The following is a 17,650-nucleotide window of genomic DNA, read 5'->3' on the forward strand; positions in this document are numbered from 1 at the left end:
TAACAGAAGGTTGGAGATGATACATAATGACACAAAAGGCCAAGCATGAATCTACAAGCGTAACAAATGACCTTAACCAGAATGCAACAGCGGATATTTCACATACAATGGATGAAGTTAAGGATATAAATGATCGAATCAAGGCAGAGACAACACCCGAGACATGTCGTGCAAGTTTAGATGGAAATTAATTGGGTAAGAGGAATCTATCATTTATACCAAAAAGCTTTGTGGGCTATGATTTCCCCACGAGGCTTTATTCAGTTGTTTGAAATTGGATATTGGTGGAATAAATAGAATAGACTATATAGTAGTTTATAAATAATTCTTGGAGTTGATAACTTTGACTAAACCTATTTTGTTTTTGTTGGAATTAGTTAGAATAGTTATATTTCTGGCTATTGGTTATGGAATATTAGGATGGATAGAACAACTTATATATTCTCCTTTTAGAATTAAAATGGAAAATTACTTCTTATATTATCTGCTTGGTAATTTGTTGATCTTATTTATCTTCTACAGAAATGTTTTTCAATTTCGAGGGTGGTTTAAATCTGAAGAAAACAAAAAATTATCAAGGGCTCTCACCACTCTTCTTTCACTAGTAGCTATATGTCTGCTTTGTTTCCCATTCGTATTATAAAACGCCAACCCCCGGAGTATCGGATCTAAATTAAACAAAAAAGAGAGTCAATTTGACTCTCTTTTAATCGTTGCTACTACCCCCACTGTCACTTCCGCCTCCGCTGGAGGAATCATTGTGATTGTGGTGATAATTGTGGTCATGATTATGGTGGTGGTTATGACGATTTTTGTTAGGATCATCTGAAGAATTATTAGCATAGAAATTGGAGCTATCATTGTGAGTTTGGGTAAAATTACTTCTTCTACGCCCGCCTTTGCTGACCATACCAGTTAAGCTAAAAAGAATGAGCATGATGACACCAATTACAATTAAACTCATCAAATCAGCACTTCCAACTTCCAATTTCTTGTTACAAAATCGTTTTCGCTCTCGATCTCAACGTCGCTCGAACTCCAAACAAACGACTTAAACTCTAGCATTACGAATAATCTCTGACATCATTTTTGCATTAGGATAGTCTACATCCCTATAAAGTTCGATTACTCTCTCTGCATCAAAATCAACACGTTGTATCGATGTCTTTAATTTACCTTCTTCAATTTCAATCAGACCATAAGAAGCTTTAGTGACTCCATCAAACGGAAGCCCAACGCTTCCAACATTCATTAGAACCTTACCATTCAAGTGCCTTATATAAGCTTTATGGATGTGTGCATACACATATATCTGCGCTTCTTGTGAGCTCATCAGGCTGTTCTGTAATCCAATGTCATCCACGCTTGGAAGAACGATTTCAAATAAACTATCCGGTGTTGCATGGAACGCATTTATTCGAATTCCACTTACCTCACAATTAATTGATGTTGGCAGTGTTTCTAAATAGGCAATATCAGATGGATCAAGTTTCGAAAAGGTCCAATCACGTTCGATGTTCATCAATTCGATCACTTTTTGCGGAACTTCCCCTTCACGAACGCCGCGGACCACCCACTCGTCTGCATTGCCTTTAATCACTTCGGTATTCAAAGATCGAATTAACTCTAAAGCGCGTTTTGGTTCGGGTCCGCGGTAACAAAGATCGCCTAATACATAAATTTTGTCTATATTATTTTGCTTGATATCGTTTAAAACCGCTTCAAGTGCCACTGCATTTCCATGTATATCTGAAATAAAAGCTATTTTCATCCGATTTTAACCCCCACAGTAATAATGGTTAAATTTTACCATTCCTTACTTTGCGTGTCCACGAAAGTGAGTCGTTTTTTGATCAGCAAAAAACCACCTCACGGTGGCTTTAATCTTTTAAATCAGCTACGAACCTAGCGATTACGCCGCAGCAACACTACTCCGCTAGTTCTCGACGTATTATTCTGATACACCACTCTAAAACCGATATCCGCATCCAACAAACAGGCAAACGCATTATTCAACAGCCTACCAGGAGCTAACGTAAACGTACAAGGCGACGCATTTCCGATCACACGAGAGGCGGTAATTCTGCGCGCAGAACCTGGACGAAGCGGATTTCTTGCCCAAGTCATCAAAACGAAATCAGTGTTACGAACTGCTTTTGCTCGAGCCATTGTCTTCACCTCTTTATCTTTAGGTACTCTACATTTAATGCGAAGACCGGAGGTTCGAACTAAACGCTTACCTAAAAAAGTCAAATAAAAATAGCCTCATGAGAAAATTCCTCATGGAGCTATTTGACTAGCATCTCGAAAACTCATATGCTATAATAATCAAACAAGAACATATATTCTCCTTTTTTCGCATTTATCTTACAGTCAGAAAAGAAGGTATCCAAATCCAATGCAAGATCCTACAATTTTTGAACGTCTACGAGACAAATATGCCGATGAAGACAGGGCGAAGCTTGTTATGCTGCAGCTAAGAACGTTATTAGAACAAAAGAAAAAGAAGAAATGGTACCAGAAGCTGAAATTGCCAATGAAAACACAACCAACAAGCTGGAAAGAGTAATCACCCCATAAAAAAGAGACTTTCCACCAGTAGCCCCGACTACTTAGGAAAGCCTCTCTCCTTTTGTTATTTACCCCTTTTTTTCGAATAATACCGTACACCAAGATAGTGAGCCCCTGTAAATAGAGTCAGAATTCCAAAGAATAGCAAGAATCCGCCCTGACGATCACGGAAGAACAACTGCAGTACAAACAACGCCAGCGAGATTTCACTCCAGAGAAGCGTTCTTTTTTTGAGCTGGGTCAAATCCGCGGTGGATTTGCTAATTTTGCGAAGATTCATGAATGTAAGACCTGCAAGTACAATGACTCCAATAACAATCACGAGAATGTAACCTGAACTGCCCGACATGTGACTCCCCCTATTTGCGATGTTCAACTTTATCTTCTTTTAATAGTAAGATATTATATCTAAGATACATGGAATGATGCTAGATGTCTATTTGAAAAAGAAGAGAAGGAGTCTTATATGTCTAAGATTATGTATAAATCAATAGAAACCTCAGATATTCCCGCTTTAATGGAAATTTACAATCACTTCGTTATGAATTCGACCGCCTCTTTTCATACGGAACCTGTTGAAATCACCGAGTTTACAGAAAGTGTTATTCATCCGAACTCGCGGTTTCAAACTTTTGTGATCACATTGGATGGAGAACTCCAAGGATATGTTCAAGTAATGCCTCACAAAAAAAAGCAAGCTTATGCCACTACAGGAGAAGTGACGATCTATTTGCAACCTGGATGCGTAGGCAAGGGGCTCGGTTCTGCCGCCATTCAATATATTGAAGCGTTCGCGAAAGAACAAGGTTTTCATTCCTTAATCTCTACGATTTGTGCAGATAACAAACCCAGTATTCATATGTTTTCGAAAAATGGCTACACCCAGTGCGCTCACTTTCGCGAGGTTGGCTTCAAATGGGGCAAATTCCTTGATATCGTAACTTATCAGAAAATCATTTGAAATTCTAAGGCGTTAACCGCTGCCAATTCAAGCCTCCATCTTTCGTTTTCCACAAATTTCCGGCATCCCAGAGCCAGCCGCTGCTTGATGTAAGGAAACTAACCTGTAAACTCGCATCAACCGGCGGAAACGCGGCGGGAAACGCGTGCTGGCTCCATGTTTTGCCGCCGTCGCTGGTCCGAAGCAGTTGCCGCGCTTGCTCTTGAACACGATTTGGCTGATTCAACTGCAGCAGCACGAAACCATGTCCTGCATCTACAAAAGACAGTGCCTTCGGCATGAGAGGTGTTGACATTTTTCCTGCTTCTTCCCATGATTCCCCGTCTGTCATGTGGTAAAACGTTACAACTGCCCTGTTTTTTTCACTTGGACTTGGGATTGAGCTAGAACCAATAAACCAGCCCTCTAGCGATGAAAGGAATGTAACGATACCTTCGCTTGGCAACGCGATACGATTTGATGCCAACCAAGTGATCCCCCCATCTTGCGTACGAAGCAATACCAAATCTTTGTCGTTGCGAACGGCAATCAATCCGTTTTGCCGATCAAAGAAGCGGAAGAACACAATCTCCTTCTCTTCCTCAAGCACCGGTAGATCCTGGGCAATTACTTCCCATGTTTGACCTCCGTCCGCGGTTAAGCTAAGTTCCGATCCACGGTCTTTAGATTTATTTGTCAGCAGCCAGCCTGTTTGAGAATCAAGAAAAGAAAGCATGCTTGGCACCGATAAAGTAGCTATCCCACTCTGAGCCTTCCAAGTCATCCCACCATCGTTAGTTTGCATAAGCGAAGCTTTTCCATTTCCAGACATAATACCGTAACCTTGCGACTCATCCACAAATGTAATAGCCTTGGTAGCGACATTCTGCTTATGTGCATTTTCATCATGTACTTGTATATTTTCTCCTGGAATGACCGAAAGTCCGCGAGTTTGCTTGTCTGGTTTGTTCGATTGGGTAGCTGTTGGCAGCGTTGAGGCTTTTTCATGAAAACAACCTGCGCACAGCACAAAAACGATCAAAATTATTAATTTTCTGTTGTTCATCAGGGCTATCATGTCCTCACTTTCGCTCCTTTCACGTTTGCGGTTTTAGTATATGTAATGACGGTCTATGACTGAAAATAGTTCATGCCCATGGTTTCCAATAGATGTTATTCCTTTATTTCACAGGATAGGCGGTCCCTTCATTACAAAAGCTAGAGCATATCATAATGCTCGGAGGGATTGCCATGACCACCAAGTGGGTATGCTCCGCTGCCATCGTTTGCCTGCTGGCTGCTGGATGCGGTGTGCCTAAAAGCAAGCCATATCAGGATCAGCATTTAGCGCAAAATGCACATATCGATGAGCAAGAAGCAACAATAGAGTCCAATCTCCATAACAGCGTGTTTGATTTTGAACCTTTGCCGAGCCCAAGGAACATAGAAGCATTAACGCCATCGCCGAAGCCAACACCTCTGACTACCGCACCACCTAAATCTGCGCCAACGGCTGTTACACCCAGCCCATCGCCTAGAAACAACCCAAAGAAAGCCGCGCATCCTGAGGGATCCAGCTCTAAGAAGCCCTCCGTTCCCGTTCAAAAAAACTCTGGCCAAGTTCGAATTTCTCAGAAAAAACTTACGCTTTCACAGCTCGTAGTCAAATACCCAGACACCTTCAAACTGCGCGGATCCAGCCAGGAGAAGAAGGTCGCCCTAACCTTCGATGATGGACCTGACACACGGTTTACACCTAAGGTACTTGACGCTCTTAAGGCTAACCAAGTAAAAGCAACTTTTTTCGTGCTCGGCTCACAGGCTAGTACCCACCCTGATATCATTAGACGAATTGTTCGTGAAGGCCATGTCGTTGGCAATCATTCTTATAGCCATGCGAACTTACCGAAATTATCAGTAGACAAATTCCAAAACCAGATTATGAACACGGAAAATGTGCTGCAAGGCTTAATCGGCTACGCACCTAAACTTATCCGTCCTCCCTACGGCGCAATTAATGAGGAGCAGGTCAGGTGGGTTGCTGACCATCATTATTTGATCGTGAATTGGAATGTCGATTCCCTGGATTGGAAATCACTGAATTCCGAGCAGGTGCTGAGCAATATTATGCAGCAAACGAAGCCCGGTTCTATTATCCTGCAGCACTCGGGTGGAGCTGAAAGCCAAGATTTATCAGGGACCGTTCAGGCCATTGGACCGCTAATCACGAAGCTCAAGGCGGCCGGCTATACCTTTGTCACCGTACCTGAACTGCTTCACGTAGCCAAAAGCAAATAAACCGAGAAACGCACCACACGGTGCGCTTCCGGCTGTTCTTTCCGTCAAAAAAAGTCACGGAACGAAGTTCCATGACTTTTTTAATGTTCGATTGGTGCAGCAGTTGCCGACGGCTTGCATTCCGCACAATAACCAAATATCTCAAACCGATGACTTTGAATTTCAAAGCTCTCCGGCAAATCCTTGACTAGCTTCATCGGGCAAAATTCGAATGTCACCGTCTTCTCGCAGCCTACACAGATCATATGGTGATGATGGTGGGATAAGCAGCTCGCTTTAAATTTCAAACCGTCAGCCAAATGAAACTGCTCCAGCACGCCCATCTCACTCAACAGTCGAAGATTACGGTACACCGTATCGAAACTCACACCAGGATATTTGATTTTCATGTATTCATAAACGTCTTTCGGCGATAAATAACTTCCAGATTCCGCAAATAATGTTGCCAAACTCCTGCGCTGCTCTGTAATTCTCCAGCCCTGCTGAGCCATGGCCTTCAGCATCTCGTCAATCGTATGTGTATGAGTGCCCACTTGCATTACTCCTCTGTCATGAATTGTTCTATTAACATAGTGCAGCAAATTGGCACCCTACGTCAAGTAGCTGACCATCCATGTTTCGACAATCTTGTCCAATTCGCCTCCCACTCATTATAACACATAATAGTAATAATTATGATTAATAACGTATTTTCTGACAGTAAAAAGAACCCACAGCTTTACGTGCTGGGATTCTTCTTGAAAACTATGATTATGATTTGGAGTCACTACCCGACATGGATTCCAGCTTCAGCAATGCATCCCGTACGGTATCTCTAGAGAAATTCTCCCCAATAAATACAGCAACGTCAGGCACCTCGCCTTTTGGTGTAATTTTGACGAAATCCATTTCCCTGTACGCATATTGAAATAGGAACCGGCTTGAAGTGTCAGAGAAGCTAAGAATTCCTTTAGCACGATACACTTCTTGGGGAAGCTTACTGACAAACTCTTCAAAAGCATTACTATCTACGGCTCGTTCAAAAAAATGCGTATACGCCATCACATGACTGTGAGAATGATGATGGTGGCTACCGTGCTCGTGAGCATGATCATGTTCTTCGTGTGAAGTACGACTATCTGATTCGTGATCATGTGAAACATGCTCATCAGTCAAATGGGTTGAAGCATATCCCTCTTCTTCGAGCATTTCAACGAGTCTCATATCAATCTGACTAAAAACTGTAAAATGTATGGAGGCATATGGATTCCATTCGCGCACAAGTGCATCCACTTCCTCAAGTGCCGTTCCCACCAACAGATCTGTCTTATTCAGAAGAAGCAAGTTCGCGCACCGGATCTGTTCCTTCATGAGGCGATATGTTTTGCCCCTGCTTGTCCGGTTAAGTTCCAGCAATTGCGGAGCATCTACAACTGTGATGACTGCTTTGAGCTCCACTGAAATGATAAGCGAAGCATCCGTTACTTCATCAATGATTTCCATTGGATTCGCGATACCTGTCGATTCAATGAAAATTAAGTCAGGCTGTTCCCCGGTCACTAGCTCGTGAAGAGCTGTTGCCAAATCCCCTCGGCTCGAACAACAGATACACCCGCCCAACAGCTCGGACATCGGCACTTCATTTGCAACCAGCTGCCCGTCCAAATTCACTTCACCGATCTCATTCATGATGACAGCCGGCTTCCGCCCTGCTTCGGTAAAATGATCAATCGCTTTGGTTAATAAGGTCGTTTTCCCGCTCCCAAGGAAGCCGGATAAGAGATAAACAGTAACTCTTTTCTGTGCCACCATCACCATGACTACCTCCGCTCCTGAATAACTTCGAAGTTCGTAGATAGAATCGGCCATTTCCCTACATGTTGCACGAGAAACGGAAACAGCTTGACCCACAACAAGCTGTTCGTCGGGTCAATTGGCTTCAGCGGAAGCTCTAATCGGTCATATAGAATACTTGCCGCTTCTTGAGCGAGTGCCATAGCCAGATCCGCTGTTGTGGATAATTCTACGGTTGCCAACCGAGGAAGATAGTGCTGACTAATGGATTCAGATAATCGATGCTCAGATAAGTTGTTTGAAGCCATTATTTCTCCCATTCCCGATTTGACCAAGCGCGCAATTTCTGTATCAAAGGCGTGCGGAATACAATAAATTTCTAGCGCCAAGGCCGCTATGTAAATCTCTTTTATGAGTTCGTCTTCTTTATCTTGCGTTAAAACCGGATCTTGTAAATAAGCGGCAGCTGCCGGCTTTAGGGTATCCCAACTATTCTCGATGCTTTTCATCGTAAACTGCAGCATAGCTGCTGCTAGTTCAGCGGGTGTAATTTGTTTTTTTTCTGCATCTTGCATGGTAGATTACTCCTCTTTTCTCTCGTTGCTTTTAAAATGGATGATTAACTCAATAATTTCGGAACGGCTCCCTAGACGAACCGGCGGCCCCCATGTACCAAAGCCTGAGGAAACGATTGCATGCAGATTCCCCTTCTTCAAGTACCCCCAATCAAGCTCAAAAAGCCTTCTTGTGATGAGGTGATTCGGACTAATTTGCCCCCTGTGCGTGTGTCCTGAAAGCATGACATCAGCGCCCGCCGCCTCCGCTTTATCTAAATGATACGGTTGATGGTCCATGACAATAATAGGCTGACCTAGATCAGTCCCATCCAGCAAGGACGCAAGTGCTTTTCGCCCTTCGGCCGTTCGTTCGGCCGCCTTGTCTTTTCGGCCCACGAGATACAACCGATCTTGGATATGCACAGTTTCATCCATGAGTACACGAATACCGATTTTGTCCATCTGTTCTATGAAGGCAGGAATGTGGCCACCAATGTATTCATGATTGCCTAATACGGCATAAATCCCTAGCGGAGCTTGCAGTTCTCGCATCGTTGTACCCATATCATAGCGGATAAACGGTCGAATATCATCATCAATAACGTCCCCTGGCAAAAGTATCAAGTCTGGCTTTAAGCCATTGACATGCTTCACCAGCTTTCGCAAATGACGATTGCCCACAATTGATCCCAAATGAATGTCAGAAGCCACAGCGATGCGTAGCTGCTCCCAGTCGCCTGCTTTTTTGGGAATCGTAATCTCATACTTTCTCAGAATTGGGCTTCGCGCATTGTAGGAACCACGAATCATGACGAGAACAATAATTACTACATCTATCCACCCAAGGATAGGCGTAAATGTAGCAGCAGGTACAGATGCCAGATGAAGCAGTCCTGCGACCACGTCCGTCAACGGTAGCAGCAGAAAACCGAACTGCATGAGGGCAAACCAGTAAGAACCGACAATTTTTAATACCATCTTCATACCAGCAGGCAGTACTTTGGAACCAGCCCATGCTAATAGATACGACAAGGCAACAATCCAGAAAACAACCCAATATATGCCGGGATGAAACCAAGAACCCAACTGGTCAGTTAGAAAGACCTGGCCGTGCCAGCCGATGTAACCGTTCAACCCGAAAATAATGGCAAATACAAGCGTGATGCTTAGAACCATACGTATTCTCATTTTACCTCTCCCATTCTCTCAATCCGCCTACAGCAGCAGGCTTAACGGTTCTATGCATAACTCATCATCATTGCGCACATTGCCCACCCGGCTAGACACAGGGTACGCATACATGTCGTCAGACGGGTATGGCTTCAGCAGCGGGCGCAGCACATCCGTGTTCGTTATGCTGCGGTCCAGCCAAACCGCTTCTGCCTCTCGCGGTAAAATAACCGGCATACGCTCATGAATATCAACCATCATTTCGTTCGCTTCCGTAGTAATCACGGTGCATGTGGATATTCGCGTACCATCTGGAGATGTCCATGTGTCATACAGCCCCGCCATACTGAAGACCTCCTTGCTGCGCAGCATAATGCGCATAGGCTGCTTCTGCTTCCCGGTCCCCTTCCAGTCATAGAAGGAATCTGCCGGAATCAAGCAGCGTTTGCGCTCAAAGGGTTTGCGGAACGCAGGCTTGTCCGCAAGTGATTCCGACCTTGCATTCAGCATCGAATAGCCTAGCTTCTCGTCCTTCGCCCATTCCGGAACAAGCCCCCAGCGCAGCTCACCAAGCTTATTTTTCTCACCGTCGTGAACGATCGCCATGACTTGCTGACCGGGTGCCACATTGTATTTGGGGCTGTATCTCGCAGGATATTTGTAATAAATATCATACCGCAGCATCAGCTCCTCTATTGTCACGGTAATTGTATAACGTCCGCACATGGCCGCACATCCTTTGCCTTGATATTTCCTAGCGAGAGTCTCTGTTTCCCACTTCTCTGTCTAACGTTACAATCTCTCTTCTCCATTATGTGAAAAAGAGATACTCACGTCAATTCGCACAGCCCGAGGAGGGTTTCTCCACCGGGCTGCGGGTTGCGTCATATTTTCTTTGTGTATATCATGAACTAAGTTTTGAGTTCGTCACCTTTTTTGTACATGCTTGCGACGAAGTGATCAATGTATCTGGCCGTTCGCACGCTCATTTCAGCACGCATGTAATCTTTCGCAATAATCAGCGCGTCTTCATGCCCGCGGCAAACGTAGCGGTAGTGAATGGCTCGATCATTCTTCTCTTCTTCAACCAATTGAATGCTTCTGTGCATCATTTTTGTTTTGGTTTCACTTAAATCGGCTAGAATTTGAGCCGCAAGCGCGTGAGCAGCGCGCGAATAGAGCTGTCTAAGCGTTTCGGCGGATCTTTCGATCTCTACGGCCTTTCTTTTGATCATCCCATGCATCAAGGGCAGCAGCACGTAGTCTCGCATAATGCCAATGTCCTCCGCTGTAGGACGATTCGCCGGAACAGCCTTGTCGCTGCGCAAATTTTGCAGTGCTTCCCGGTGCTGCGGCAGCATCATCCTGCTGGATTCCCATAAACCGTTCTTTTCTAGTTTCTTACTCATTTATAGTGCCCCCCGATTTTGAGCGCTCTGTTCTGTGCTTGACCAGCTGTCGTGAGCGAGGAAGCCCGCACAATCGCTGCGTTACCGAATCGGTCCTTGAGGCTGTCGGTTACTTTCTCAAGTGCCCTCGCCTTAACCTGATCCTCAAAAAGCGTAAGCTGATAAGTATCATCGTCAACGAATTGACTTAACATTACACCGGCACGGCGGACGGGCATCGTGTCCCAGAACTTGTAGAACAGCTGCTTAACGGCTTGAAAAACTGTTCTCGTATGATTCGTAGGGTCAGCCATCTTCATTTGGCGTGAAAAGCCTGTCGGAGCGTCAAATGGGCTGCACATGCAGCTAACGGTCACAATGGACGCCATATATCCCTTGCGCCGGCAATCGCGGCATACCTCTTCGGTAAGCTCGAGCAGGATCGTATCCACCTCCGCGGATTCCGCATAGTCCCTAGGGAGAGTCATCATATGGCCTATAGACTTCGGAGGCGTGTCAAACGTACCAGGCGTAACCGGACTATCGTCCAAACCATTCGCTGTTCGCCACATCACTTCCGCATGAATATCTGATTGCTTGCCGAAGCGTGCACGAAATTTGTCCTTGAGCACCGGCAGCGGCGTTCTTGCCACATCACCGATGGTGTACATGCCCAGTCTGCCAAAATGCGCGGTCATCCGTGAACCTACACCAAACATTTTACTTACAGGCTGCGCCCATAAGTACTCCTCTACAGCGGACGGGCGCAGCGTGAAAATGCCGTTCTCATTCTTTTTAGCCCAAATATCGGTTGCGATCTTCGCCAATATTTTATTCGAGCTAATGCCTATACGGACCTTCACGCCCGTTTGCTGCAGCACCTTGCGCTGAATCGCCATCGCAATCGTATCTGGGTCCCCAAAAATAGGCAGGCTTGCCGTAATGTCTAGAAACTGCTCATCGATACTGAAAACCTCAACGAGATCGGTAAATTCTTCGTATATTTTAGTAATCATGAGTGAAACATCAATATAATGCTGCATGCGTGGGCGCATAACGACCAGTTCCGGGCATTTCTTGAGCGCTTCTCCCAGCCGCTCGGCCGTGGAAACGCCATATGATTTGGCAATGGGACAAGCAGCTAGAATGATGCCAGAACGCAAGGCAGGGTCTCCAGCGACCGCAACCGGTTTATCCCTCACCCCCGGATAATCCGCCTTCTCTACACTTGCGTAGAAGCTCTGGCAATCCGCTAGGAATATCGTCCGCTCCTTTCCTTTGCTCACCGTAATCCCCCCCGCATATTCATCAGCGTAGTCATGAGTTCTGCTTTAACTAAGCTGCGAAGCATCGTGAAGTGATGGATGTAGCCCCGGACTTTGTACTCTACGTTAATCCCTAATGCATTCATTTCGGTATGAATCACTTTAATATCTCTTTTCTTCATAACGCTCTTAATACTTTGTAATTGAGGATAAATGGCGGTCTCCACCTCTCTGAGGTAAAAAAGAATATGATTGTACACAATTTTATCCTTATAAACCTTGAGTTCCTCCATATCCCTTGCCAACATATCGAGTAAAATGGGCAGCAGCGTATATTCCTTAATAATTTGAACATCCTCTTCTGTCTCAATTCTTGCATGAACACTCATAATTTCCACCACCATATGCGAACATATATTCGTGTTACTTATTATATACCGAACACGTATTCGTTATGCAAGTGGTTTTTTTGGAAAGTAAAAAAATACCACCTGACCAGGTCGCTTAGACCTCTCAGGCGGCATTTTTTATCTAACTTATCGAAACATGGACCACAGTTTGATCAAGTGAAACGTGTTCGAGGGATCGATTTTTTGAGAAAGAATGAACTCCAAAATCTGATTCGTCTGAAATCCGGTTAGATTCTCGCCAAGAATGCCAGAGGCAATCCCAATGAGCTGTGTGACCTTCATACGATTTTGCAAATCAGCCTTCGTGACACTTTGCAGCAGCATAATGAGGCGTTCCTTGATCGCCGGGTTTCTTAATTTGAACTTGACTCGCTCAATCAACGCAGGATCGATGCCGTACAGCTGATAACTCATGTTCGTACCTCCGATGTCCCGTCATGTTTTATACATATGAGGGAACGAACACAAACTTGACTACATATAAATGGCGATCAAAATAACACATATGCAATTTAGCGCAACAAGCAGCGGCATGCCAATAACGAATGAGGTGTGCTTCGTCTTATGCCGCCAAACCCGCATGCCGAGCCAACCACCGATCCCGCCACCAAGTGCAGCAAACATAAACAGCCGTTTCTCCGGGACTCTGCGGCCGCCTTTTTTGGCTTGCCCCTTGTCGTGCCCCATTTCTATGAAAGTAATGATATTCATCAGCAGTACATATACAAGAAAATAAGTCAAATGATGGCACCTTCGTTTCCAAAATAATAGTAGGACTACTATTATCTTAAAATCGAATGAGGGCGTGGTCAAATGTTAATTTAAAAATCAAAGTAACGTAAGCTCCACAACAGTCGCTCTCTTATCCGGAAGCGGATAGCTGGAGTGCTCTGGTCTATCGAAACTCATGAACGCATCCTCCGGATACTGAGCAGCATTCCAAGGGCGGCTTAAGAAGACCTCTGAACCATCCGACAGCAGCCTGGCTTTCTTCACCTTACCTGCCAAACCGTTCAAGTTAATCGGACCTACGCTTTCTTCGAACAAGTGAGCATACAGCAAATTGCCCTTTTGCGTGTACCTGCCCCATTCCGGCTTCGGCCAATCGGCTTGCCCACAGCCGTAAATGCTGTTCCCATTTTTCTCCACCCAGTCGCCAATCTCTGACAAAATGTCCAATGACTCCTGCGGAATCTCGCCGAGCGCGTTAGGACCAACATTCAAGAGCAAATTACCATTTTTACTGACGCACTCTACCAGCTTCCGAATGACGGTAGTCGGGGATTTATATTGGAAATCCTGAGCTGCATAACCCCAGTTATTATTCAGCGTGATACAAGCCTCCCATGGAATAGGATTGCCCTCGTGATCCGTCACACCTTGCGGGGGAATGATTTGTTCCGGTGAAGCAAAGTCGCCCGAATAGCTAAGTGGATTGTTCGTATAAATACTTCCGCCTTCTTCGCCGCTTGCGTCCAATCGGTTGTCTACAATGACATGCGGCTGCAGAGACCGAATCATCGCCATCAGCTCTGTTGCTTTCCAGGTCTCCCCCTTCATCTGATCATAGGAGAAATCAAACCACATGATGTCCAGCTTGCCATAATTCGTTAGAAGCTCTTTGACTTGCCCGTGCATATATTGCAAATATCGGTCGAACGTCTCTGGATTTCTTGCATAGCTCTCGTTATCCCGCATCGGATGGTGACGATCCCCATAAGCCGGGTAGTCCTCATGATACCAATCGATTAACGAATAATAGAGCCCAACCTTTAAACCTTCCGCCCGAAACGCTTCAATAAATTCGCGCACTAAATCTCGCCCAGCCTTGGTGTTCGTTGATTTATATTCCGTGAGAGCGCTATCAAATAAGCAAAAACCATCATGATGTTTTGCCGTTAATACCGCATATTTCATACCTGCTTGCTTGGCTGCGTGCGCCCACGCTTTAGGATCATAGCGAACAGGATCAAATTCATCAAAGTACGTTTGATAGTCCTCTACCGAAATGCGTTCCGCATTGCGCACCCATTCTCCCCTAGCTGGAATAGCATACAGTCCCCAGTGAATGAACATACCGAATCGATCCTGCAAAAACCACTGCGTGCGCTCTGTTCGTTCTTGAATAATCGGATTTGTCATTTCCTACACACCTTTCACGATTAAAATGCTATGCGCTCCCACGGCCCCCTCTTTCGAGCTGTGTGCCCACTTAACCTCTACGTTTATTGTACTAAGACTGCTCCGCAATAGACAGATACGAAACTAACCTCAATTAGGATAGAATTAACATTCTGCCTGCAAAATGAAAAACGCTAGGACCACGACTGACAATAATCATCAGTCTATCCTAGCGTTTTGTTTCGATTAATCTAGCACTTCACTATCAAAAATGTGAGCACGCTCCAAGTAAGCTCTCAGGGGGATGAAGGAAGCGCCGGTCCAGAACGATGAATCGCCAACGAGCTCAGCAGCATCATCACGCGCCTGCTCCATGACTTCGAAGTCCGCCATCATGTCGGCGACGCGGAACTCCGGCAGCCCGCTCTGCTTCGTGCCGAAGAAATCCCCCGGCCCGCGCAGCTCCAGATCGCGCCTCGCAATCTCGAAGCCGTCGGAGGTTTCGGTCATCGCCTTCATGCGCTCCTTGCCGACCTCGGTCTTCGGGTCGGCGATGAGCACGCAGAAGGACTGGTGCTCGCCGCGTCCAACCCGCCCACGCAGCTGATGCAGCTGTGACAGGCCGAAGCGGTCGGCGTCGTAGATGACCATCAGCGTGGCGTTCGGCACATCCACGCCAACCTCGATGACCGTGGTCGACACCAGCGCCTCCACGGTCCCTTCCTTGAATGCGCGCATGATCGCTTCCTTCTCCTGCGCGCTCATACGCCCGTGCAGCAGGCCGATCCGCATATGCGGAAAATGCTGCTGCAGCTGAATGTGGACGTCGATGGCATTCTGCACGTCCAGCTTGTCCGACTCTTCGATAAGCGGACAAATCACATACGCTTGTCGCCCTGCCGCCACCTCGCGCTGGATGAAACCAAGCACTCGCTCCAGCATAGCATGCTGCACGGCATACGTCTTGATCGGCTTACGCCCTTTGGGCAGCTCCCGCAGCGTCGACACATCCATGTCGCCGAAAGCGGTAATCGCCAGCGTTCGCGGAATCGGCGTCGCCGTCATTGTCAGCACGTCGGGGTTCATCCCCTTGCGCCGCAAAATGCTGCGCTGATTCACCCCGAAACGGTGCTGCTCATCCGTCACGACCAGCCCCAGCTGGCGGAAGTAGACGTCCTCTTGAATGAGCGCGTGCGTCCCCACCAGCACGTCAATCATGCCCATCTGCAACGAAGCGAGCAGATCCCGCCGTTGGCGGTCCGTCGAGCTGCCTGTGAGCAGCGCAACCTGCAGCCCGTAGGGCTCAAACAAGCGGTCCAGGGAGCGCTTGTGCTGCTCCGCCAGGATCTCCGTCGGCACCATCAGCGCGCCTTGGTAGCCGGCCTTGAACGTCGCGTAGAGCCCTATAGCCGCGACGATCGTTTTCCCTGCACCGACATCGCCTTGCAGCAGTCGGTTCATACTGTACGGCTCCTGCATATCGTGCAGGATCTCGCCCACGACCTTCTTCTGCGACTCCGTCAGCTGGAAGGGCAGCGCGCGCACGAAGGCGCGCACAGCAGGCAGGTCAACCTGCTGCTTCACCCCGTCCGCGCGGCTTCGCGTCACTGCGCGGTAAGCCTGCAGCTTGAGCTGGAATAGGAACAGCTCCTCATACACCATGCGGCTGCGCGCCTGCTTGCCCTCCTCCACACCACTAGGCGTGTGGATGACAGCCAGCGCCTTGCTGCGCGGCATAAACCCGTACCTGCCGGTAATGCCCGCCGGCAGCACTTCACTGATCATGGCGCTGTACTGTGTCAGCGCCTGCTGAATGGCTTTACGCATCCATTTTTGCGTAATCGAGCCTGCAACCGAATAGACCGGCTGAATGGTGCCGGTATTCGAATCACCTTGTCCGGGGAACTCGGAATCGGACACGCTCATTTGCCTCCGCTTGCCATCCCATTTGCCGGTTAGAATAATCTCCTGCTGCGGTCGCAAGCGATCTTTCAAAAAGTGGCGGTTGAACCACACCGCCGTCAGGAGAAAGTCATCGACCATCACCTTGCAGGAGAGTCGAGACTTGCCGCTGTAGCGCTGCAGCACCGGCTCCCCGATGATATATCCTTTCACCGTGACACGGTCGCCGTCTTTCACGCTAGCGATATCGCGCACTGTGTAGTCCTCATACCGGAATGGCACATACTCCAGTAAATCCATAACCGTAAAAATGCCCATGGCGTTTAGCTCAAGTGCTTTTTGAGCGCCGACTCCATGGACTTCGCGTACGACAACTTGATTTAAATCCATCACTTACACCGCACTGACGAATGCTGCGATAGTACCGGGTCCAGCGTGTGCGCCAATGACAGGCCCCAGTGTAATATAGTCAACATGCTGCACCTCAAATTGCTGCGTAATGACTTCTCGCAACAGCTGAGCGCCTTCCAAATTGTTGGCATGGGCAATATGTATGGACGGAATACGCCGATTCGGCACGTCAGCCGCAAGCAGCTCTAGAATGCGCGCGATCGCTTTCTTTTGACCCCGAACCTTATCAATAGCCGTCACTTCACCCTCACCATCAATCGAGAGAATAGGCTTAATATTCAGCAGAGAACCAAATAACGCCGACGCTTTGCCGATTCTTCCACCTTTTTGCAGAAATTCGAGTGTATCTACAAGGAAATATATGTAAAAGTTCTCTCTAATCCTTTGTACTAGCTCTATAATCTCAGCTGAGCTTTGCCCAGCTTTGGCCGCTTTCGCCGCAGCGACAACAAGGGCGCCGATACCATAAGAAGCAGAGCGGGAATCAACCACATGAACCTTGCCGGTAAACTCCTCCAGCATCGTGGAGGCGAGCAAGGCCGACTGGTACGTTCCGCTCAGTGCAGAAGATAAATGAATTGAAATGATTTCCGTATTCGGCTCTTCTAGCAAGCTCTGATATAAGCCTAGGAACTCCGCAGGAGACGGTTGTGAAGTTCTAGGAAAATGAGGTGACGAGGTCAGCTTAGGATAAAATTCCTCAGATCGCAGCGTCACCGCATCTAAAAATTGTTCATCTCCAAAATGAATCTTAAGCGGCACCATCTCAATGTTAAGCTCTTGTCTAAGTGCCAAAGGTATGTCGGCCGTGCTGTCCGTTACAATACGAATATGTGTCAACAGG

22 protein-coding genes are annotated in these 17,650 nt (G+C 46.8%); 4 read left to right on the top strand and 18 right to left on the bottom strand.

Translation table 11 applies throughout. From position 1 onward, the window contains the following. The first annotated feature begins 26 nt into the window (after nucleotides 1-26). Nucleotides 27-191 carry a hypothetical protein gene (locus AC58VC_RS09560; protein WP_497368563.1) on the top strand — a complete coding sequence of 55 codons (165 nt, stop codon included), beginning with the start codon at nucleotides 27-29 and terminating at the stop codon, nucleotides 189-191. A 515-nt stretch (nucleotides 192-706) separates the two neighbouring features. Here the strand turns inward: AC58VC_RS09560 and AC58VC_RS09565 are convergent. From AC58VC_RS09565 to AC58VC_RS09575, 3 genes are all read right to left on the bottom strand, one after another. Continuing rightward, nucleotides 707-988 carry a hypothetical protein gene (locus AC58VC_RS09565; protein ID WP_497368564.1) on the bottom strand — a complete coding sequence of 94 codons (282 nt, stop codon included), beginning with the start codon at nucleotides 986-988 and terminating at the stop codon, nucleotides 707-709. Between the two features lie 63 nt (nucleotides 989-1,051). Further along, entirely contained in the window at nucleotides 1,052-1,771 is a 720-nt protein-coding gene (locus AC58VC_RS09570; protein WP_497368565.1) for a metallophosphoesterase family protein, read from the bottom strand. Between the two features lie 134 nt (nucleotides 1,772-1,905). Continuing rightward, nucleotides 1,906-2,169: a hypothetical protein gene (locus AC58VC_RS09575; RefSeq protein WP_497368566.1), complete on the bottom strand. Its 264-nt coding sequence runs from the start codon at nucleotides 2,167-2,169 to the stop codon at nucleotides 1,906-1,908. Nucleotides 2,170-2,398: 229 nt separating this feature from the next. On the opposite strand from AC58VC_RS09575, the gene AC58VC_RS09580 reads away from it, so the two are divergent. Then, entirely contained in the window at nucleotides 2,399-2,569 is a 171-nt protein-coding gene (locus AC58VC_RS09580; protein WP_497368567.1) for a hypothetical protein, read from the top strand. 66 nt (nucleotides 2,570-2,635) lie between these two features. On the opposite strand, the gene AC58VC_RS09585 is transcribed toward AC58VC_RS09580, so the two are convergent. Continuing rightward, a complete protein-coding gene (locus AC58VC_RS09585; protein ID WP_497368568.1) occupies nucleotides 2,636-2,920 on the bottom strand; it encodes a hypothetical protein in 285 nt (94 codons plus the stop codon). 117 nt (nucleotides 2,921-3,037) lie between these two features. Here AC58VC_RS09585 and AC58VC_RS09590 point away from each other — a divergent pair, with 117 nt between their 5' ends. After that, nucleotides 3,038-3,532 (top strand): GNAT family N-acetyltransferase, encoded by a 495-nt coding sequence (locus AC58VC_RS09590; RefSeq protein WP_497368569.1) that lies wholly within the window; start codon nucleotides 3,038-3,040, stop codon nucleotides 3,530-3,532. A gap of 4 nt (nucleotides 3,533-3,536) precedes the next feature. Here the strand turns inward: AC58VC_RS09590 and AC58VC_RS09595 are convergent, their stop codons facing one another. Further along, nucleotides 3,537-4,577, bottom strand: coding sequence for a WD40/YVTN/BNR-like repeat-containing protein (locus AC58VC_RS09595; protein ID WP_497368570.1), 1,041 nt, complete (start codon nucleotides 4,575-4,577; stop codon nucleotides 3,537-3,539). A gap of 185 nt (nucleotides 4,578-4,762) precedes the next feature. On the opposite strand from AC58VC_RS09595, the gene AC58VC_RS09600 reads away from it, so the two are divergent. Continuing rightward, nucleotides 4,763-5,809, top strand: a complete 1,047-nt coding sequence (locus AC58VC_RS09600) for a polysaccharide deacetylase family protein (RefSeq protein WP_497368571.1) — start codon at nucleotides 4,763-4,765, stop codon at nucleotides 5,807-5,809. An 80-nt stretch (nucleotides 5,810-5,889) separates the two neighbouring features. On the opposite strand, the gene AC58VC_RS09605 is transcribed toward AC58VC_RS09600, so the two are convergent. From AC58VC_RS09605 to AC58VC_RS09665, 13 genes are all read right to left on the bottom strand, one after another. Next, the gene (locus AC58VC_RS09605; protein ID WP_497368572.1) at nucleotides 5,890-6,348 is read right to left on the bottom strand and encodes a Fur family transcriptional regulator; all 459 of its coding nucleotides are present in this window, start codon (nucleotides 6,346-6,348) and stop codon (nucleotides 5,890-5,892) included. Between the two features lie 211 nt (nucleotides 6,349-6,559). Beyond that, entirely contained in the window at nucleotides 6,560-7,606 is a 1,047-nt protein-coding gene (locus AC58VC_RS09610; protein WP_497368573.1) for a CobW family GTP-binding protein, read from the bottom strand. 2 nt (nucleotides 7,607-7,608) lie between these two features. After that, nucleotides 7,609-8,157, bottom strand: a complete 549-nt coding sequence (locus tag AC58VC_RS09615; protein WP_497368574.1) for a hypothetical protein — start codon at nucleotides 8,155-8,157, stop codon at nucleotides 7,609-7,611. A gap of 6 nt (nucleotides 8,158-8,163) precedes the next feature. Next, the gene (locus AC58VC_RS09620) at nucleotides 8,164-9,327 is read right to left on the bottom strand and encodes a metallophosphoesterase (RefSeq protein ID WP_497368575.1); all 1,164 of its coding nucleotides are present in this window, start codon (nucleotides 9,325-9,327) and stop codon (nucleotides 8,164-8,166) included. Between the two features lie 27 nt (nucleotides 9,328-9,354). Then, on the bottom strand, nucleotides 9,355-10,035 hold the full coding sequence (locus AC58VC_RS09625; protein ID WP_497368576.1) for an SOS response-associated peptidase: 681 nt from the start codon (nucleotides 10,033-10,035) through the stop codon (nucleotides 9,355-9,357). Nucleotides 10,036-10,220: 185 nt separating this feature from the next. Next, the gene (locus AC58VC_RS09630; RefSeq protein WP_497368577.1) at nucleotides 10,221-10,718 is read right to left on the bottom strand and encodes a YhjD family protein; all 498 of its coding nucleotides are present in this window, start codon (nucleotides 10,716-10,718) and stop codon (nucleotides 10,221-10,223) included. Then, nucleotides 10,715-11,983: a DNA polymerase IV gene (locus tag AC58VC_RS09635; protein ID WP_497368578.1), complete on the bottom strand. Its 1,269-nt coding sequence runs from the start codon at nucleotides 11,981-11,983 to the stop codon at nucleotides 10,715-10,717. Before AC58VC_RS09635 ends, AC58VC_RS09630 begins: the two co-directional genes overlap by 4 nt. After that, the gene (locus tag AC58VC_RS09640; protein WP_127452234.1) at nucleotides 11,980-12,351 is read right to left on the bottom strand and encodes a YhjD family protein; all 372 of its coding nucleotides are present in this window, start codon (nucleotides 12,349-12,351) and stop codon (nucleotides 11,980-11,982) included. The genes AC58VC_RS09635 and AC58VC_RS09640 overlap by 4 nt, the downstream gene beginning before the upstream one ends. A 147-nt stretch (nucleotides 12,352-12,498) precedes the next feature. Further along, entirely contained in the window at nucleotides 12,499-12,786 is a 288-nt protein-coding gene (locus tag AC58VC_RS09645; protein ID WP_497368579.1) for a stage VI sporulation protein F, read from the bottom strand. Between the two features lie 60 nt (nucleotides 12,787-12,846). Beyond that, nucleotides 12,847-13,083, bottom strand: coding sequence for a DUF1294 domain-containing protein (locus AC58VC_RS09650; protein WP_193581072.1), 237 nt, complete (start codon nucleotides 13,081-13,083; stop codon nucleotides 12,847-12,849). Nucleotides 13,084-13,200: 117 nt separating this feature from the next. Next, nucleotides 13,201-14,514, bottom strand: a complete 1,314-nt coding sequence (locus AC58VC_RS09655; RefSeq protein WP_497368580.1) for an alpha-L-fucosidase — start codon at nucleotides 14,512-14,514, stop codon at nucleotides 13,201-13,203. A 225-nt stretch (nucleotides 14,515-14,739) separates the two neighbouring features. Further along, nucleotides 14,740-16,788, bottom strand: a complete 2,049-nt coding sequence (gene recG, locus AC58VC_RS09660; protein ID WP_497368581.1) for an ATP-dependent DNA helicase RecG — start codon at nucleotides 16,786-16,788, stop codon at nucleotides 14,740-14,742. Beyond that, entirely contained in the window at nucleotides 16,789-17,646 is an 858-nt protein-coding gene (locus AC58VC_RS09665; RefSeq protein WP_497368582.1) for a DegV family protein, read from the bottom strand. Nucleotides 17,647-17,650: the final 4 nt, after the last annotated feature.

It is taken from the genome of Paenibacillus sp. J22R67 (assembly GCF_059692175.1).

What these genes read in the sequence shown, in the direction of transcription:
- AC58VC_RS09560 (WP_497368563.1), top strand. Translation starts at nt 27, where the DNA reads ATGACACAAAAGGCCAAGCATGAATCTACAAGCGTAACAAATGACCTT.
- AC58VC_RS09570 (WP_497368565.1), bottom strand. Translation starts at nt 1,771, where the DNA reads ATGAAAATAGCTTTTATTTCAGATATACATGGAAATGCAGTGGCACTT.
- AC58VC_RS09575 (WP_497368566.1), bottom strand. Translation starts at nt 2,169, where the DNA reads ATGGCTCGAGCAAAAGCAGTTCGTAACACTGATTTCGTTTTGATGACT.
- AC58VC_RS09580 (WP_497368567.1), top strand. Translation starts at nt 2,399, where the DNA reads ATGCAAGATCCTACAATTTTTGAACGTCTACGAGACAAATATGCCGAT.
- AC58VC_RS09585 (WP_497368568.1), bottom strand. Translation starts at nt 2,920, where the DNA reads ATGTCGGGCAGTTCAGGTTACATTCTCGTGATTGTTATTGGAGTCATT.
- AC58VC_RS09590 (WP_497368569.1), top strand. Translation starts at nt 3,038, where the DNA reads ATGTCTAAGATTATGTATAAATCAATAGAAACCTCAGATATTCCCGCT.
- AC58VC_RS09595 (WP_497368570.1), bottom strand. Translation starts at nt 4,577, where the DNA reads ATGAACAACAGAAAATTAATAATTTTGATCGTTTTTGTGCTGTGCGCA.
- AC58VC_RS09600 (WP_497368571.1), top strand. Translation starts at nt 4,763, where the DNA reads ATGACCACCAAGTGGGTATGCTCCGCTGCCATCGTTTGCCTGCTGGCT.
- AC58VC_RS09605 (WP_497368572.1), bottom strand. Translation starts at nt 6,348, where the DNA reads ATGCAAGTGGGCACTCATACACATACGATTGACGAGATGCTGAAGGCC.
- AC58VC_RS09610 (WP_497368573.1), bottom strand. Translation starts at nt 7,606, where the DNA reads ATGGTGATGGTGGCACAGAAAAGAGTTACTGTTTATCTCTTATCCGGC.
- AC58VC_RS09615 (WP_497368574.1), bottom strand. Translation starts at nt 8,157, where the DNA reads ATGCAAGATGCAGAAAAAAAACAAATTACACCCGCTGAACTAGCAGCA.
- AC58VC_RS09620 (WP_497368575.1), bottom strand. Translation starts at nt 9,327, where the DNA reads ATGAGAATACGTATGGTTCTAAGCATCACGCTTGTATTTGCCATTATT.
- AC58VC_RS09625 (WP_497368576.1), bottom strand. Translation starts at nt 10,035, where the DNA reads ATGTGCGGACGTTATACAATTACCGTGACAATAGAGGAGCTGATGCTG.
- AC58VC_RS09630 (WP_497368577.1), bottom strand. Translation starts at nt 10,718, where the DNA reads ATGAGTAAGAAACTAGAAAAGAACGGTTTATGGGAATCCAGCAGGATG.
- AC58VC_RS09640 (WP_127452234.1), bottom strand. Translation starts at nt 12,351, where the DNA reads ATGAGTGTTCATGCAAGAATTGAGACAGAAGAGGATGTTCAAATTATT.
- AC58VC_RS09645 (WP_497368579.1), bottom strand. Translation starts at nt 12,786, where the DNA reads ATGAGTTATCAGCTGTACGGCATCGATCCTGCGTTGATTGAGCGAGTC.
- AC58VC_RS09650 (WP_193581072.1), bottom strand. Translation starts at nt 13,083, where the DNA reads ATGAATATCATTACTTTCATAGAAATGGGGCACGACAAGGGGCAAGCC.
- AC58VC_RS09655 (WP_497368580.1), bottom strand. Translation starts at nt 14,514, where the DNA reads ATGACAAATCCGATTATTCAAGAACGAACAGAGCGCACGCAGTGGTTT.